General features: G+C 29.0%; 17 protein-coding genes. All 17 read left to right on the top strand.

What is annotated here, in order from left to right:
* Positions 1–106: 106 nt before the first annotated feature.
* The 17 genes from HM985_RS09540 to tssO all read left to right on the top strand — a co-directional run bounded on the left by HM985_RS09540 (position 107) and on the right by tssO (position 17,506).
* Positions 107–931, top strand: coding sequence for a hypothetical protein (locus HM985_RS09540; protein ID WP_179376048.1), 825 nt, complete (start codon positions 107–109; stop codon positions 929–931).
* A 35-nt stretch (positions 932–966) separates the two neighbouring features.
* The gene (locus tag HM985_RS09535; RefSeq protein WP_179376047.1) at positions 967–1,236 is read left to right on the top strand and encodes an immunity 17 family protein; all 270 of its coding nucleotides are present in this window, start codon (positions 967–969) and stop codon (positions 1,234–1,236) included.
* A 33-nt stretch (positions 1,237–1,269) separates the two neighbouring features.
* The gene (locus HM985_RS09530) at positions 1,270–1,512 is read left to right on the top strand and encodes a hypothetical protein (RefSeq protein WP_179376046.1); all 243 of its coding nucleotides are present in this window, start codon (positions 1,270–1,272) and stop codon (positions 1,510–1,512) included.
* 15 nt (positions 1,513–1,527) lie between these two features.
* Entirely contained in the window at positions 1,528–3,096 is a 1,569-nt protein-coding gene (locus tag HM985_RS09525) for a hypothetical protein (protein ID WP_179376045.1), read from the top strand.
* A 76-nt stretch (positions 3,097–3,172) separates the two neighbouring features.
* Positions 3,173–3,901, top strand: a complete 729-nt coding sequence (locus HM985_RS09520) for a hypothetical protein (RefSeq protein ID WP_179376044.1) — start codon at positions 3,173–3,175, stop codon at positions 3,899–3,901.
* A 144-nt stretch (positions 3,902–4,045) separates the two neighbouring features.
* Entirely contained in the window at positions 4,046–4,315 is a 270-nt protein-coding gene (locus HM985_RS09515; protein ID WP_173588602.1) for a hypothetical protein, read from the top strand.
* A gap of 1 nt (position 4,316) precedes the next feature.
* Positions 4,317–4,937 (top strand): hypothetical protein, encoded by a 621-nt coding sequence (locus HM985_RS09510; RefSeq protein WP_179376043.1) that lies wholly within the window; start codon positions 4,317–4,319, stop codon positions 4,935–4,937.
* 9 nt (positions 4,938–4,946) lie between these two features.
* A complete protein-coding gene (locus HM985_RS09505) occupies positions 4,947–7,007 on the top strand; it encodes a WG repeat-containing protein (protein ID WP_179376042.1) in 2,061 nt (686 codons plus the stop codon).
* A 65-nt stretch (positions 7,008–7,072) separates the two neighbouring features.
* Complete coding sequence (locus HM985_RS09500; protein WP_179376041.1) at positions 7,073–8,035, top strand: hypothetical protein; 963 nt, start codon at positions 7,073–7,075, stop codon at positions 8,033–8,035.
* 18 nt (positions 8,036–8,053) lie between these two features.
* Entirely contained in the window at positions 8,054–9,250 is a 1,197-nt protein-coding gene (locus HM985_RS09495) for a right-handed parallel beta-helix repeat-containing protein (protein WP_179376040.1), read from the top strand.
* 27 nt (positions 9,251–9,277) lie between these two features.
* Positions 9,278–10,606 carry an ankyrin repeat domain-containing protein gene (locus HM985_RS09490; RefSeq protein ID WP_179376039.1) on the top strand — a complete coding sequence of 443 codons (1,329 nt, stop codon included), beginning with the start codon at positions 9,278–9,280 and terminating at the stop codon, positions 10,604–10,606.
* Between the two features lie 46 nt (positions 10,607–10,652).
* A complete protein-coding gene (locus HM985_RS09485) occupies positions 10,653–12,272 on the top strand; it encodes a histidine kinase (protein ID WP_179376038.1) in 1,620 nt (539 codons plus the stop codon).
* A gap of 5 nt (positions 12,273–12,277) precedes the next feature.
* Positions 12,278–13,012 (top strand): LytR/AlgR family response regulator transcription factor, encoded by a 735-nt coding sequence (locus HM985_RS09480; protein ID WP_179376037.1) that lies wholly within the window; start codon positions 12,278–12,280, stop codon positions 13,010–13,012.
* 193 nt (positions 13,013–13,205) lie between these two features.
* Positions 13,206–13,619, top strand: coding sequence for a hypothetical protein (locus HM985_RS09475; protein WP_179376036.1), 414 nt, complete (start codon positions 13,206–13,208; stop codon positions 13,617–13,619).
* Between the two features lie 159 nt (positions 13,620–13,778).
* Positions 13,779–15,935 (top strand): toxin-antitoxin system YwqK family antitoxin, encoded by a 2,157-nt coding sequence (locus tag HM985_RS09470; RefSeq protein ID WP_179376035.1) that lies wholly within the window; start codon positions 13,779–13,781, stop codon positions 15,933–15,935.
* Between the two features lie 53 nt (positions 15,936–15,988).
* Complete coding sequence (locus HM985_RS09465) at positions 15,989–16,477, top strand: hypothetical protein (RefSeq protein ID WP_179376034.1); 489 nt, start codon at positions 15,989–15,991, stop codon at positions 16,475–16,477.
* A gap of 255 nt (positions 16,478–16,732) precedes the next feature.
* Complete coding sequence (gene tssO / locus HM985_RS09460) at positions 16,733–17,506, top strand: type VI secretion system TssO (RefSeq protein WP_179376033.1); 774 nt, start codon at positions 16,733–16,735, stop codon at positions 17,504–17,506.
* The last annotated feature ends 12 nt before the right edge of the window (positions 17,507–17,518 follow it).

Raw genomic sequence — 17,518 nt, 5'->3', positions numbered from 1 at the left:
TTTTAATTAAATTATAGGGCAAAAGAAGAAAGACCAAACCTTTGGTATAAAAAATAATGTTGTTATTATTTTTACAAAAGTGAATAACTGTATAAATTCTTAAACGATGCTAAAAAACAAGAATAAAGCCTTAAAAATTCTAAAAAAAGTTTACCACTACACTAATACAGATTATGATACAACTCATTTGGGGGAAGTGGGGTATAAAACAGATTTTCTCACCAAAGATCAATGGCAAATTTTAGAAGAAAATAATCTAAAGCCTAATCAATTTAAAACACATACGCACAACAGTTTAGTTTCTGATTTTTTGAAATTAAAAAAGAATGATAAACTAAGCTTAGAATTTGCAAAAGCACTCTTTATTAAGGGACTAACTGGCGAATTTCCAAGATTTAGGCAAACCCTAATTAGTTATTTGTATTTACAAGATATTAGCACTCATGACTATATATCTCAAAAAGGATATTCTAATTGTGAAATTTGTGGTCTACCAGAAAAAACAATAGACGATAGAACACATAACTTATTTACCTATTATCTAGGTCATGCTTGGAATGAGTATCCTAAACACTTTGTTGCAGAATTAGAAGATATTATGCAATACCCAATTCCAGAAATTACAGAGAAAGATAAAGATATGCTTGTGCTATTGTTACTTTTTATAGAAAAGGCGAACGATAATGAAACGCCAGGTCAGCTCGAAAAAAGAATAGGAAAAGAAAAATTACTACCTAAAACAGATAAGTATAAAAGGTATGGGATTTTACAAACTCTAGCAATTTTAGAAATCTTGCCACATAAAGACAAATTTGATAAACAGCCAGCGCGTTCGGATATAGTTATGCCATTAGCAGGTTGGAGAGGAGAACTCAAGGTAGATTTTAAAAAAGCAATGGAAATATTTAATATATCGATACCTAATAAATAATCAGGTGTTATTGAAACATTAAAAAGAACAAATCTATGGTAGAAGAATTTACAAATTTTATGGCGCTTAATCCAGAATATGGTTACTTATTAGGTGCAGCTGCATTTCTACTTATAATTATTGGACTTATTTTAGATTGGGATTGGGTTTTAGAACCAGGAGGTGGTTATTTTAATATTGCCTATTATATTGACGTTTTTGGACGAAAAAAGGTACGGATAGTATTTGGTTTTATATCGTTTTTAGCAGTGTTACTGTTTATTTATGGTTTTTTTACATACAATCCAGAATTGTATAATGTTTAATTAAAATTTTATTGTTTAAACAGATCAAAAGCTATGGAAGATTTTTTAAATACGCTACCGATTAAGAAGATACTTGCTGGTGTTTTTATGGTCCTATTGGTGTTTAGTGGTTTTTTTAAAGAACATTTTTTATACTCTAAGGGCGAAAAAAAAGTATTAAGAAAACTAGGAGATAAAACAAATAATAAACTTTCTGGTAAAATGGTTACAGCTCTAATTTATTTTACAATTACGATAGTTGCTTTAGCTATAGGTTTACTAGTTTATAGTAGCTAATATTAAATACAAATTATGAGAAAAATAAAATTAATTCTAACTGTTATAGCGCCAATTATTTTTTTAGTTTCTTGTTTTGGGCAAGAAGAAAAAACGAATACTATACCAAGTTTAGCACCAATAAAAGTAGCAGAAGATCAATTTGTGTATCATTTTACGTCTCAGAAAGATTTGGATACACTGTATTACGAATTTCAATTAAAAAATACAGAACGATCATTTTCTTTTCAATTAGAAAATCCTAATTCTAATTATGCACAAGACACAATTGTAAAAGTGTGGTCAGCAGCAAAAATCAAGAATTTTGAAGATAAGATTAATAATAGAGCTACTTTTTTAGATATGACTATTAGAGAGCGCATGAATGACTTAGGGCCTCAGTTTAGAGATTATTGTAAGCAAGGTGCTATGAAGGATAGACTTGCAACCGTAAAATATTTTTCGGATAACTCTAGTGATAGCGGTGATGATGTACTTATCTATGGATTAAATTTATTTAAATCTAAAGGACCATTCGATTATTTTATAACTTACGGTAATGACTCCATAAAACAAGAAACAAAAAAAATAATTTTAGATAGAATACCTAGAATGGGAGTGTATTCTTTTCCTGATTATGCACCATTTTTTATTGATGATACTTCAGATACTTACTATAATACTTTACAACAATTAAGAAAAGATATAGATACTATTCAAATAAAACGAGTACAACTAGCGCGTTTAGAAGATTATATACAGTACGTTGCTCCAGAAATGACACGCTTAAAAGGATTAGAACATATAGATGAAATATTAGAAACTACGGGTTATGTTTTGAAAAATCTAACACGTTCTCATTTAATTGATAATTTTAAAGAAGATGTTGAACCTACATTTAGAAATTTATTTCGTTTTAACGAGATAGATGAAATCACTAAAAAGAATATCAGTAATAGATTACGAAAACTCAAAATAGATTTAGACGCTATTCTAGAAAATAAAAAGCGTTATACTTTGCAATTAGATTTAGATCTCTTTGTAAATAAAGCCAAACAAGCAGGATTGTTAAAAGAAGATTTATCAATAAATCAACGTTATGCAATAGCGAGAGATTATTGTTCTTTTGGTGATACGTACGCAATTAATATTAATGATTTTTTAAAAACCATTCCGGTAATATTTACTTATAAATCTTCTCATTTTGGATCTGGTCATTTAACGACTTACAGAACACCCGATTATGATAGTATTATGGATAAGTTTATGATTGCAGCTCTTGCAGATATTCCGGATTTTTACACAGAAACATATCTTTATAAATCAAGTAATGGAGTTCCATATTACGCTTTGTTTTTAGGCAATAAAGACGAAGGTTACGTTATAGAATTAAAAGATAAAGAGTTAAGCGATTTTAACCACGAAGCAGTTTCGCTTCTTTTCAATACAGTACTTAAACTTAAGAATATTGATAAACAATTTAGTACAAAACTTAACGAACCAGAACATAAATATGAAGTAATTTATGAAAAACCTGGTGTTCTTAAAATCTTTTTAAATTCAGTAAACCACACAATAAACGATTTAGATTATAAAAATATTTAACTAAGATTAGAAATCTAAACAATTTCAAAAGGTGAATTAAATCACTTTTAAACATTTATTCATCATATAAATAGAAATGAAAAATTTAAAGCTATTACTTTTATTACTGATTTTTAGTAGTTGTGATGTTTCAACACTTGGAGGCAAATCTGCAAATGATTTGTCTAAATATAAAGCGACCATCTTAATAGAAACCGATAATAAGAAAGATGATTTAAGGAGGATTAAAGTTTCTTTATCCGATGGGGATAAGCAAATTATTAACGACGAAGTAAAAATTCTGGTGAACAATATACCTATGGAATTGTATGTGAAAGATGAATTGTATTACACAAAAACATCATTTTACACTACTGATAGTTTATCTAAAAAAGCATCCTACTATTTTGAAATTATATTACCAGACAGTACCAAACATGCGCTCGCTTTTATAAAACCACAGAAAGAGAATGATCTTACAAAGTTTTTAATACCAGACGCTGCACTGAAATCTCAAAGTTTTACTTTAAAATGGTCTCATCTATTTACACCATATCGATTACATTTTCTGAAAAGATTTGAATTGCCAGAATCTGAAAATAATACTTCAACAAGTTATGATAATGGCGTTACTATTGATACTTTGAGAACTAAAAAAGGAGCTTATACGATACCAAAATTATACTTCACTGACTCTAAAAATAATATAGATGAATTGAGTATTACATTAAGTAGAGAAGAAACAGGCTTAATGAATATAAAATTAATTAATGGTAGCTCATTAACTTTTAGACATAATATTTACAAAAAAGTAGTTGTCCATTAGCTTAATTGCACCTTAAAATTGAAGTTTAATAAGCATTGAAGTTTTAACCCTAATCAAATATTAACTCTATCCTAGCGAATAAATGTTGATGCTTTAAACCGCACTCATAGTATTGTAACATTGTATTAAAATAAAACAAATATTATGTTAGAAATTTTAGCACTGAGTTATTTTGCTAGGCAAATAAAAAAAATAGCAGAAGAAAAAGGGATTAAACCAGGTAAGTGGATCGCAGCTACGTTTATATCTTGGTTTGCCATTGAAATATTAATTTTCATCATTGCATTTGCATTTTTTGATGTAGACAGTGATGGTATTTTAGTTGTTATGATACCTGCCGTTTTAATATCAGCGACAGTTGCTTTTGTGATTTTAGAAAAATTGAAACAACAAGAATCTGTAAAACTTAACTAAAATGGAAAAGTTTATAATTAATACAAAAGCGACCTTAATAAAAAACATCTTAATTACGGATGATAGTTTAAAACTGTCGGATGAAGATTACAAAACAAAAGATGTATTTTTAGAAAAGATAAATGCTGAAAAGAAAGGCTTTTTAGATACACAGCATGTTATTGCCTATTCTAAAATAACTAAAATAGTGCCTTTTGAAAACGAAAATGGAATTCAACTTTTCTTTGTTGAAAAAGAGAAAAAAGAGAAAACTTATTTAGAATTAAATTCTATTGAAGAATATACAGAAACACTTCAATATATAATAGCTAAGACCAATCATTTATCACTACAAACTATACAAAGTAAGTCAATATCGACTTGGATAAAACAAGCAACTTATACTTTAGTGTCTTTGTTTTTTACATTGGCAATTGCGATGACAGCTAAAGATATTGAAGCAGGTAAAAGAGTTACTATTTCAGGTAGGAGACGAGGATTAAAGCGAATTATGCTTGCTATAGCAGAATATTTAGGAACATTAAACACCATCTTATTAGGTACTGCAATAACACTTGGGTTAGCTTTTTGGACTTATAAAAAGTTTAAAAAAGGACAAACCGCTATAAATGCTTATATGTAAATCTATTTTATGAAAAAATCAATAGTCACTTTAGTGCTTTTTACTACATTATTTTCTGCGTGTAACGGACAAACAACTACAAAGGAAAATATCCTGTATTCCGCATTAGATAGTCTTTCTATAGATGAAGCCAAAGCATTACTAATTCAAGATCAAAGAGGCATAGCGTTGATGCTAAGTTTTTCTTCGTTAGATATTGGTATGGATATAGAAACGAGTGATTTTGATGAATCTTCAGAAACTCAATTTGAAGATGCGCTTATTACTATTTTCCCTAAAGATTCTATAGTTAATCATGTTAAACAATTTATTAAAAGTCAAGGGTTTCAAAAACATATTGTGTATCCAAATACAGATGCTATTTTGTCTTTTTCCTTGTTTGATTTAAAGAATCAATCGCTTAAAGAACATTGGACGAAATCAGAAAACACACCTGAGATTACGGTTAATAAAATATTTTTTGCAGACGGTTCAGTGTCTAACCAACCAGGAACATCATTTGTAGCTAGTCGATATTCTCAATTATCGGCAGAAATCAATAGTGCCAAATACATTGATAGCATCGTGGCAAAAATAAACTACACATATCCTGTTTTAGAAAAAGAGGAATTATTACATAAAGGAGATGATTTTACTTTTGATGATGGACGTATAGAGCTCATTGAATTAGCGGGTAATACCGTTGTTATTAGTTATCCAAATAGATTACAAGATCGTATTGTTGGTATAGAAGGTATCCATAAAAACGGAAAACCTTTAAAAGAACGAAGTACCAACAGTAAAACAAAACCAACAGAAGAATTGTTAGCCTACTTGGAGAATACAGGCAAGGTTTTTAAAACGACCGTAAAAAAGATTGAAAAGAATAAAATAAAAACGATTGAAGAATTAAAAAAACAATTAAAAAAAGAGTTAACACCTTTGCCTTTAAACGAGCAATATACTTACGCTACATATACATTCCATGGAGAAGTTGATAAAATCAATCTCTTATTACAGGCTGAAATTTCTGAAAACATTGATACCAACATCGTTTTAAAAACGGATGAATACACCCCAAAACCAAGTATTAATTATTTTGTAGCCTTAGATTCTGTAACTCAAAAAAAAGGCCTGCTCGATGAAAAAGGAAATTGGGTAGTAGGGCCTAACTACAATAATGTGCGTAGAATTAATAGTTATTACTTTACTGTGGACTATATAGAGAATTACAATCAGCTATATTGGTTAAACACTAGGAATAATACATTAAACAAAGTAGATTATGAACTTGATGATTTTGAGGTTTATAATGGTAATCTTATGATTACAGAACAAGAGACCAATGGTCCTGAAGGTTTGGTTAATATAGAAACAGGCCAGATGATAATACCAATGACATATAGTTCTGTTAGATATAGCGATGGTATGTTTACTACAAATAATGGGCAAAATAAATCAAGCTTATTTGATAAAACTGGTAAAAAAATAATTCCTGAAATTTATAAATATATTGAAATTAAAGCAGGTTATATTTATGCCACAAAAGATTACAAAGCACACGTTTCAATGATTGATATTTTTACAAAAAAAGGTAAAAATATAACCAAAGAAAAATGGTCTGATATTGGCGAATTTGGCAAAGACAGTTTAGCCTTAGCTATTCTGGAAGACGCTAAGAATGATTACATCACTACCATAAAAAAGGCATTTATAAACCCAAAAGGAGAGATTGTTTTAGATGTTTCTGATTATCGTAATGTTAACGTATTTTCAAATGGTTTAGCTGCTGTAGAAACCAAATCAGCAAGTGGTTCTAGTTCTTATTGGAGTTATATTAATACTAAGGGAGAAGTTGTTATTCCTTGTTACTGTGAGGAGGCAGGTTATTTTCAAGAAGAGTATGCTTATGTAGAAAGAGGTGATAGGGCATATATTATTACAAAAAAAGGCAAAATGTTTAAAGCGCTACCAGATACATCATACCATACGACGTTATCTATTGATGGTAATACAGCTATTTACAATCTATATAATGAAGAAACATATAACCATAAAGGTGAACTGATATTAGAAGAAGATAAGGATTAAATTAATAGAAAACTATGACGTTCTTATTGTTGCTTTTTGGTTTCATTATTTTGATTTTTTTCGTTATGAAAACCCCGAAAAAACGTTGGATGGTAATAATTTTAGTTCTTTCTCTTATCTACTTAATTGGAAATTCAGTTTCAATTTATAGAAATATTGAATTACTGTTTCAGCACTTACCAGAAGAATATATAAACTATTCAAATTTATATAGTTTGGATGATGCTTTCTCAAATTCAACATTAGAAACAGATAAGTTTAAGAGTATTTATAATGAACAAGTAGTCTGGGTAAATGATAGTCTCATTGCTATAACAGTGCATACAAAGGATAGTTTAACAGATAAAACAAACGTTTCTTGGTATAAAATAAACCTAAAAGGGGAACTTATGGATTCAATAACTTTTAGAAACGAATACGTTGATAATATAGATTCGTATTTAATTAATCAAGATAAAAACTATTACTCAACATGGTTAATGGATGGAGATGTCACTCAAAAACCATTTCGTTTAATTGAAGGAGGAAAATTGTTAGAAAAAGAGGAAGCTGACGTTTATTTAAAAGATGCTGTTTACTCTAACTCTGATTACTTTTATGAAAACAGAAATGATTTTGAAAATGAGAAACGTTTTAAAAAACATGTTGTTTATAAGCACAATGAGTGGTTTCAATTTTACACTAAAGACGATTTACAGTTAACCGTTAATAGGTATTACTCTAACAGCGATTTAGAATTTAAGGATATTGGGGAACTAGTATATTTTTATAAAAAAGACTGGTATGGTGACCATTTTCCTGATTTTACATTGTACATAAACGGTAAAGACCCAGACCATTGGACTGGCACCTCTTTTTTAAATCTAAAAATAAAAGACGAGATTTTAAAGATTCAACATTACTCTAAAAAGTATGTCGATGATTCTGCTCGCAAAATGCCTTTAGATGTGTATGAAGGGCTAAATCAAAATTTTTATATTTTAAAAATGGAAATTGATAATGGGCACACTTTTTACTTAATTAAATAACCAACTTCACATAAAATCATGAGAAAATCGATAGGCTTCATTCTTATAATATTAAATTGTTTTCAGGTTTTTTCAAGTGAAATTAAAACGATCAAAAAGGTTAATAATGTTAAAGAATTTTTTGCAGCTTTAGGTAATAACACAGAAGTTGTAATTACGTGTGAAACATTAGATTTTACATTAGAAAATTTAGAAAAAGAGCTTAACATTGAAGAAACTAGCGAGTTTTGGGCTAGTCGTGTAGATCCAATTAAAAGAGTGCCTCAAAGTTATTATTTAGACTATGGCATCGTTTTGTATGGGTTTAATAATCTAACCATTAGAGGGGAAAAGAATACTAATATTATTTCTAATGATGATTATAGGGTAGTTTTAAACTTTAAAAAATGCAATAACATAGTCTTAGAAAATCTAAACATCTACCACACGCCAAGCGATTCTAAAGGCGGAGAGTTATTTGTCAGTTTATCTAATGATATCATTGTTAACAATTGTGCTTTTTCCGGCAACACCGTATATGGTGTTAAATTGATTGGAGTTAATAATGCAACCTTTAATAATTGTGTTATTTCTAATAAAGATTTTAGTGCTATTTCTGTTTTTAATTCTTTTGGTGTCACCTTTTTTAATTGCGAAATTTATAATATTGGTGATTACGGAAGCGGTTTAATTTACGCAGACTTAAGCAGTATGGTGTTTAAAAGTTGTTTTATAACAAGTAACACATCCAATAAATTTGTTTATGGTTCTTACAAGAAATTATATCAACATCCTACACGTTTTATAAATTGTAATATATCAAACAATTCATTTAATTCTCAAAACTATATAGATGGTTTTACTAAGCCTGTAAAGGAGAAAAGTAGAGATGAAAAGCGCTATATACTGTTTACGACTTTTAAAGAAGTTTTAGAGGAATCACTTAATAGTGATCACGACAATTATAATGAATACCTAAGAAGTTTTTTTGATGAAAATTGGAAAATCACATATACTGAAAGCTCTAAAGTAGTCTCTAATTTTATAACCTATTATTACCACCTTAAAGGTAACAATGCTATTAATACTTATAAATTAGAAAATTTAAAAACCAAGTATGTCATCACTATTGAAACTGATGATAACAGTTTAATTAAATTGAATATAACGTTTAATGAGAACAATAAAATTGTGAAATTAAACGAACAACTAAATACAAAAACAAACAAGGGATAAAGCGTTCAATAAATCAATATAATAATTATGAATACATTAAAAACATCACAGCTTATATTTATAGCAATCTTACTTTTTGGTTTATTTACGGCTTGTGAAACTAAATATACAGAACACGCTTTAGAGGATGCTTTGTGGAAAGATGACATCACTAAAGTTAAGCAACTTTTAAAGCATGTAGATATAGATACCTTAAGATTCGAGGAAGGTAGAAATATTTTACAAGTTGCTATTTTAGGAGGTGCCACTAATGTGTCTGAATATTTAATAGAAAATTCTAAGCTACAAGACTCAACAGATGATTATGGTTATACAGCTTTGCATATCGCAATTTTAGAAGATTATAATGAAAAAGCTGACTTAATGGTAAACAATGGTAGCGATTTAAATATTTTGGATGATAATGGATATTCACCATTTCATTATGCTATTTTAAAAGAGAATAATAATTTGGTAAAACGAATGGTAGAAAAAGGTGCTGATATTAATTCTAAAACAGCAGTTACAGAACACACAGCATTGCATTTAAGTATTGAGATGGAAAATGCTGAACTTGTCGCCTTTCTTAATTCTAAAAAGGCTATAGATACCATTACAGATTTTAATAATAATACAGCAAAAATGTTAGCGTTAGAATCTGTTAATACTAAAATATTAAATATGTATTTTGATAGTTTTTCAAATGAAGAAAAAAATGTTTTACTTTACAATACCATTATTCAAGATAGTGTAACAACTAATTTAGAGCAATGGTTAGGCCAAAAATGGGTTTTAAAAAAGACATTAAAAGAGGGGTTTGTATTTGCCAAATATCCTAATATATCTGCTTTTTTATTAAAAAATGGAATTGATATTAATACGGTTTCAAATCAATATGGTTACGCAGCAATAAATAATGCAGCTATTAGTGGAAATGTTGATATGTTAGCTTTTTTAATAGAAAATGGAGCAGATATTAATAAAATAAGTGCTAGAAAAAGAAGTCCGTTAATGCAAGCATCAAAATTATATGATCCATTGATAATCAATCAAGAGATTGAAGGTTTTGAAATATCTATGAATGACATTTTTTTAAAAAATTTTGAAGGTAGTGAAGATAAAAATGCAGAAAATAGTTTGGCATGTGTAAAATTACTGATTGCTAATAATGCAAATCTTAATTACACTAATAAAGACAATGAAAATGCACTCTATATTGCAGAATCTACATTTAACCCTAAGGTGATAGATTATTTAAAGGAACAAGGCGCAAAAGAATCAAAACCCTTTGTAGAAAGTCAGTCGAGTAAAACTAGACGAACAATGGAGAATATTAATCGAAGTATTGAAAGCAATAAAAACTTATATGGTTATTAAAACCAATTTAAAAGTCAAAATACAATATCATATAATCTGTTTTATATTGCTTTTTGCAACACAATTAAGCGGACAAAGTAATGTAGAAGAACTTTTTACAAATGGAGACTACGTTAAGGTTATAGAGATTCTAAGTAAAAAGGAAGCTAAAGAATCACTTACATTACGTGACTATCATTTATTAACAAAATCTTATGGTCGTAACAAACAATATTCTAATGGTTTAGTTTATTCTAATGAGATGATTGGGAGGAGTCTAGAAGAGAAAGACACTGCAAGTTTGGTCATTGCATTTAATTTAAAAGCAGAAAACTTAATAGATGCTGGAGCATTTGAAGGTGGTGTTGTTTTCTGTGAAAGAGCTAGTCGTGTTTTTAGAGAGGAGGACTCTATTGAATTGCAAAAACTTTGTTTTAAATGGGGGATGATGTATTATCATACAGGCGAATATGAAAAAGCATATGAAACTTACAATAAAATTACTTTACCAAAATTTAGAGAATTAAACCTATTTACTAATAACTATGCATTAACGCTTATAGGTTTAGAAAAATGGGATGAAGCCTTATTATATTTAAAAAAGTCTATCGCAACCTATAAATCTAGTGGTAATACTGACAGATTAAATGTAAACTATTCTAATATTTCAATTGTTTATATGAATCAAGGGAAGTGGGCAGAATCGAAAGTATATTTAGATTCTGCCGCTAGTGTTTTAAATAGTGGCAGTCAATTACGAACCATAAAAGAAGTGTATTCTAATTATTTTCATTTATATCAAGTACAAGGTAAGCAAACGGAAGCTTTCAATTATTTAGAATTAATTTCAGAAATAAATGAGGAAATTTATAGAACTAAAATAAGTGAAGAAATAGATGCTTTAAAAACTTCTAATGCTAGAGAAGATCAATTAAGAGAAAAGGTGAGAGCTTCCGAAAAGCAAACACTTTGGGGAGCTATTGTTTCTTTATTGGCTTTAATAGGTTTTATAAGTACTATTTTCTACTTTAAATATAAAAACGTGAAGTCAGCTCACGAGAAATCTGTAACAGAACAACAACTTTTACGCTCGCAAATGACACCTCATTTTATTTTTAATTCGTTGTCTGTAATTCAAGGGATGATCTTAAATAAAGAAGATAAAAAAGCAGTTAAATATTTATCTAAATTTTCAAAATTACTGAGGCTAATTTTAGAAAGTTCACGCGAAAAATTAGTCGCTGTAAAAGAAGAATTGTTGGCTTTGCAAAGTTATGTAGAGTTACAGAATTTAAGCCGATTACAACCTTTTGAATATAAGGTTGAAATAGATGACTCTGTTAATGAGGAAGATATACTTATCCCGCCAATGTTAATTCAACCTTTTATAGAAAATGCCATAGAACATGGGTTTAAAGAACGGATAGACGATCCTAAAATTAAAATACATCTATCAGCCAAAGAAAGTGTGCTTATTTGCACCATTAAAGATAACGGAATTGGTATAAATGCGACTAAGAATATAACTAAAAGCCACAAAAACTCGCTTGCCACAAAGATTACTTCAGAGCGTTTAAAAATGTTGTCTAAAGATTTTAAAATCGAATCAAATCTTATTCTAGAAGACAGAGAAAAATATAATGAAAAGGGAACTCAAGTAACATTAATGATTCCGTATAAAATATAAACTTCATGATGAAAGCATTAATAGTAGAAGACGAATTATACATTAGAAAAGGACTTCTAACTATGATAAATAGTTTAGATAAGGATATTACAATTTTAGGTGAATGTGAGTCTGTAAAAGAAGCAGTAACGGTTGCTAATGCTTGCAAGCCAGACCTTATATTCTTAGATATAAACTTACGAGATGGTAATGCTTTTGATTTTTTAGAACAAGTTGGTACTATAGATTTTCAGGTTATTTTTATTACCGCTTATGAGCAATATGCTTTGCAAGCGATAAAAAATGGAGCTATTGATTATGTTTTAAAACCAGTAGATATAGATGAGCTAGAGCAAGCCATAGATAAGGCTTTAGTTGTAGGTAAACCAATACTCGAAGAACAAATTGAAATTGTAAAAGATCAGTTAATAAATAAAGACAAAAATAAACTGGTATTGAGTTTGCAAGAAGGATACCAAGTTATTGATTTTAAAGAGTTATTGTATTGTAAATCTGATAAAGGTTATACCACGTTTTTCTTATCTAATGGAAAATCTTATTTAGCTTCAAAACCAATTAAGGAATATGAAGGTCAATTACCAGAAGAAAATTTTGTGAGAACGCATCAATCTTTCATCGTTAACATGACTTTTGTAGATAGATATGATAAAAATGGGTATATCTATTTAAAGAGTGGCGAAAAGATACCTGTAGCTTCACGTAGAAAAGACGATTTTGTTTCTAAGTTAATTAAAGGCTAAAGCACTTTGATATATCTATATTGATTTTCAATTTAAGAGTCTCAATTCTATTAATAATTAATTTTGAAAAGCAAACTATAGTTGAACTTTGTGAATTTATCTCACGAATATAGACTCAACCCTATCAAATATTAATCCTCTAGTTTTTATAAGTGATATCTGTTCTACATTCGTACTTCAAAAGAACTATATCATGGAAAACGAAACTACAGAAGTAATCGAATTAAAGTCTTTAGAAGCTTTACCAAAGGAGAAAACTCAAGAAATGATGGACCTTTACGGAGCATCTATGGACATGGAAACTTATGCCAAATTATGTTTTGCACTAATATTTGTACTAGTTTTAATCCACAATATATTTATTGCAGGTAATAGTTATGCTATAGATACTTATGATACTATTATGGCTGTTGAGCTGTCTATAGTTGGTGTTATTATCCTTGCCGTTTTTATAATAGCAGGTATTGCAATATCTAAGTCAAGCCAAATAAAGAAATTGATTATAGAAAACAGTAGAAGATATAAGTTAAAAAAAGAAGAACTAGGTAAAGAGTTTAGTTTGTTAGCTATTCATTTATATGGTGGTCGAGGTATTACAATTAAGTGAAAAAGCCATATTTCGAAATAATAAATAGTCAGCCATTTTTATAACAATAGTTTCTATACTTTATACTGTTTTTTCAGGTCTTATGGTTATAGTAGGTTTTGTTGTGAGTCTTTTAGCAGAACAAATTTTGTGTTAATAATTTTAGATAAAAAGAATCGTATGAAATTAAAAAACAGCAATAAAAATATATTTTTCATTTTACTGTTTGCATTTAGCATCTCAGCGAGTTTTGCACAGCATTCAGAGACTAAAGTTATCGATCATGAAGTCTATGGTTCAGCAAAAGTAGAATTACTTTATTATAAAAATGATGTAATAAGACAGAAAACCATATTTACCACAGATACCATTTTTACTAAAGGCGCATTAGAGGTAGGCGACATATTGCTCTATGATGAAAAAGGAAAACTATCTGCTAAAGGTCCTTTTTTAAAACAGAATAAATATGACTTTTTTGGTCGGCTTTTACCACGTCAAAAACATGGAGAATGGAAGTTATTTGATACGCAAGAGAAATTAAGTGGAACTTTTAATTTTAATAAAGGTAAAGCGCATGGCATTTTTATTTATTATCACGAAAACGGAAGAATAGCAAATACCGGAAGTTTTATTGATGATCGTAAAGCAGGAGTTTCAGAAACTTTTTTTAATAACGGACAGTTGCATAAATCATCTAATTATAAAGAAGGTAAAGTTTATAATATACTTTCATTTTTCGATAAAGAAGGTCATAAGTTAAATCACGGAACTTTAAAAAATGGTAACGGAACCTTAAAAAGTTATGATTTAAAAACAGGGAAATTAAAGAAAACGTATACCATAATAGATGGTGATTACAATGATATAGAAACCAAAATATTAAACACTCCAGAAGGTGATATCATTGAGAAAACATACAAGGATAATGATGAAAGCATAGAGAAAATAGAGCGCAAACGTAATGACACGTTAGAAGGCACTCAAGAATTTTATAATTATAAGGGTCAATTAAAAGAGACCATAAATTATACCAAAGGCATAAAGAATGGTAAGCACGCAAAGTTTAATGATGATGGTTTGTTGTTTTATGAATACAATTATGTAAACGGAGAAAAAGTAGGTGCTTTTAAATACACACCAGAAGGTTATAATACAGAAGGTGCTAATCCACAAGTCTATGTTTTAGAAGAAGGTAGTTACAATGAACAAGGAGAATTAACGGGACAGTTTACAACCTATTTACAAGATTATAAAAAGGTTGTTGCTTTAGGTAAAATGGATTCAAACAAAATTATTATCCAATCTGGAATTTACCAAGATGGTATTAAAACTGGTATTTGGAAAACGTTTGACAGCAAAGGAAAACTGACAAAAAAAGTTGATTTTTCTGATGAAGAATCTCATGTCGACACCAAAAAGGAATACTATAAAGAGAGTAAAAACCTAAAGTCTGTTACAGCGTATAATACTTTAAGAGAGGAAGGTTCTAAAAAGATGTATTACCCAAATGGCCAATTAAAATTCAGTGCTTCATATAAAAAAGGAAATTTACATGGAGAGATAAAAGAATATTACGAAAGCGGACAATTAGAATCTGTTAGTTATAGAAAAGAAGGCGTTAAAAGTGGTAATTGGAAAGAGTATAATGAAGCCGGACAAATTGTAAGCGACGATATTTATTCTGGTGATTGTTGTTTTCCTTCAAAAAGCATTGACTATTACTATAGAAATGAAGGGCAACTATCTTCAATAATAATTCAAGAAGATAAACTACTAAATCCATTAAATGAAAATGAATCTTTTTTTGGTACTACTATAAATAAAGATTTCTTCGAAAACGGGCAATTAAGAGAGTTTAAAACTAAAAAGAAGCTCACTTATAACCAATATAGTGAATTGGAAGGATTATATCAAAGCTATTATGATAATGGTCAATTAGAAGCAGAAGGCCATTATAAAGCGGATAAAAAAGATGGGCTTTGGAGTTATTATATTAGAGATGGCAAGCTAAAACAAAAACAAAATTACAATAATGGTGAAGCCTTAGGTTCTTTTGAGGAGTACGAGTATTACTACCCAAGTAATATTCTAAAGGAGAGCTTTATTGGTGTGAGTTATAAAGAAGGACGTACGTCCACTTTAATAAGATATCATGAAAATGGAAAAGTTGAAAAAACAGGAAAATATGTGCTTTCTAAATCCGATGGTCCGTGGATCTTATATTTTGAAAACGGAACCATAAAAGAAGAAAAGTTCTACGAAAGAGGAGAAAAGAAAGGCGTTTGGAAGTTATATAACGAAAAGGGAAAAGTGATAGAAAAAACGAGGCATAGGTAGTAAACCCTGAAAAGAATGAGTATCATTATATAACCCTCGAGTTTGATTAATCAATGAAGGTCACCAAAACGCATGTAAAAACTAAAATAGATTATAACGTTCAGTTAGAGCTTATTATTCTTGGAGTTATCTTATTAATCATAGGATTATCTATTGAATTCTTTAAAACAGAAAGTGTTGGTTTTTGGTGGTGTTTTTTAGGTGTTATAGTTGTTTTATTTGGTCTTTGGAATATTAGAACCTACGAGATTGAAGATAATTGTTTTAAAATTCATCGTTTTTTAGGTCTTATTACAAAAGAACGTAAGTTGAGTACATTGGTCAGTTTTAAAATAAAACCTGTAGATTTTTCAATATCTAACAAAGCCTTTTTTGTTTTGGCTATTTATGCTAAAAGGAGTAACTATTTACGGTTTAGAAAGGTAAAATTAAAATTTTTAGATGGCAGTACTATGCGTATCAATGAAAACTTTATAAAAGGAAATACCCTAAATGAACTCTTACATCACATAAAGAAGCATCAAAAAAAGAATGAATACTAGCGAATATATATTGGAGCTTTAAGTCACAACATCATTTCATTAATTTTATTTAAAATAGGATTGAAATGAAATTCATTTTTAAAATCACAGATATATTCTTGTTGTTATACACTGTAACAATGCACGCAAGTGAATGTTACCATTACCACACACCAACGTTTTATAAATTATTTGTAGATAATAAGCAATTGCTTTTTTAGCATATTGTGAAGTATCCTAATTATGTAAGCTGTATCTCTTAAAACAATTGTTAACATGAAAAATAAACTAACATTTACAATACTGGCTATTGGTGTCTTAATAGGCACAGCAATAGGTGTTTATTTTTTGAAAAATCATCAACTTGAAGAACGAGCTCAATTACTAGAATTAGAGGCTGAAAGGCAGAGCGAAATGCTGAGTACGTTGCAAGATGTACATGAAAATTTTAAACTTTTAAACAATCCAGAATATGCTCAACCCTTTGTAAAAAGTTTAATAGACAGAGGTCTTGTTGAGTTAAGATTTATGTATTTCCATAAAGACAGCAGTAAAATGGAGGAAATAAATAAGATTATAGTAGAAGATTATATGGCTCATCAAGATTTAAAATTAGAAAACAAGCGATTAAAAAAGCTTATAGAGAATTACGAAAACCAAAGGTTTAGTCCATGTAATGTGTTTACTGTAGATTTCCCTACGATAATGCATGAAATGCATGAGGCTAAAAAAATAACAAAAGAAGATTTAAGTACTTATAAAATTCCATACGCTTATACCACAAAAAACAGACATGATAATTATTTTATAACCGATAATTTTAAAGGGAATAAACAATTGGTAATTGTTCAAAACTGGAAAGAACATAGGCTTTTGGCCTATTTAATTTTAAATAAAAATGACGCACCTATTCTTGTTTATTCTTCAACGATGAAAGGTGATGCCTACTGTGGTGTTCAGTCTAAAATATTTGAAAATGACGTCATAGAGATTAAAGAACACAGCTGTGACCAATCTAAAGAAACCATTACATATCATCAGTTAAAATAAAGATAAAACTAG

This window comes from Winogradskyella wichelsiae, assembly GCF_013403925.1.
GTDB lineage: Bacteria > Bacteroidota > Bacteroidia > Flavobacteriales > Flavobacteriaceae > Winogradskyella > Winogradskyella wichelsiae.
This window is presented reverse-complemented; position numbering and strand designations above follow the sequence as displayed.

What these genes read in the sequence shown, in the direction of transcription:
- HM985_RS09525 (WP_179376045.1), top strand. Translation starts at nt 1,528, where the DNA reads ATGAGAAAAATAAAATTAATTCTAACTGTTATAGCGCCAATTATTTTT.
- HM985_RS09535 (WP_179376047.1), top strand. Translation starts at nt 967, where the DNA reads ATGGTAGAAGAATTTACAAATTTTATGGCGCTTAATCCAGAATATGGT.
- HM985_RS09520 (WP_179376044.1), top strand. Translation starts at nt 3,173, where the DNA reads ATGAAAAATTTAAAGCTATTACTTTTATTACTGATTTTTAGTAGTTGT.
- HM985_RS09470 (WP_179376035.1), top strand. Translation starts at nt 13,779, where the DNA reads ATGAAATTAAAAAACAGCAATAAAAATATATTTTTCATTTTACTGTTT.
- HM985_RS09530 (WP_179376046.1), top strand. Translation starts at nt 1,270, where the DNA reads ATGGAAGATTTTTTAAATACGCTACCGATTAAGAAGATACTTGCTGGT.
- HM985_RS09495 (WP_179376040.1), top strand. Translation starts at nt 8,054, where the DNA reads ATGAGAAAATCGATAGGCTTCATTCTTATAATATTAAATTGTTTTCAG.
- HM985_RS09540 (WP_179376048.1), top strand. Translation starts at nt 107, where the DNA reads ATGCTAAAAAACAAGAATAAAGCCTTAAAAATTCTAAAAAAAGTTTAC.
- HM985_RS09505 (WP_179376042.1), top strand. Translation starts at nt 4,947, where the DNA reads ATGAAAAAATCAATAGTCACTTTAGTGCTTTTTACTACATTATTTTCT.
- HM985_RS09510 (WP_179376043.1), top strand. Translation starts at nt 4,317, where the DNA reads ATGGAAAAGTTTATAATTAATACAAAAGCGACCTTAATAAAAAACATC.
- HM985_RS09480 (WP_179376037.1), top strand. Translation starts at nt 12,278, where the DNA reads ATGATGAAAGCATTAATAGTAGAAGACGAATTATACATTAGAAAAGGA.
- HM985_RS09475 (WP_179376036.1), top strand. Translation starts at nt 13,206, where the DNA reads ATGGAAAACGAAACTACAGAAGTAATCGAATTAAAGTCTTTAGAAGCT.
- HM985_RS09500 (WP_179376041.1), top strand. Translation starts at nt 7,073, where the DNA reads ATGAAAACCCCGAAAAAACGTTGGATGGTAATAATTTTAGTTCTTTCT.
- HM985_RS09515 (WP_173588602.1), top strand. Translation starts at nt 4,046, where the DNA reads ATGTTAGAAATTTTAGCACTGAGTTATTTTGCTAGGCAAATAAAAAAA.
- HM985_RS09490 (WP_179376039.1), top strand. Translation starts at nt 9,278, where the DNA reads ATGAATACATTAAAAACATCACAGCTTATATTTATAGCAATCTTACTT.
- HM985_RS09465 (WP_179376034.1), top strand. Translation starts at nt 15,989, where the DNA reads ATGAAGGTCACCAAAACGCATGTAAAAACTAAAATAGATTATAACGTT.
- tssO (WP_179376033.1), top strand. Translation starts at nt 16,733, where the DNA reads ATGAAAAATAAACTAACATTTACAATACTGGCTATTGGTGTCTTAATA.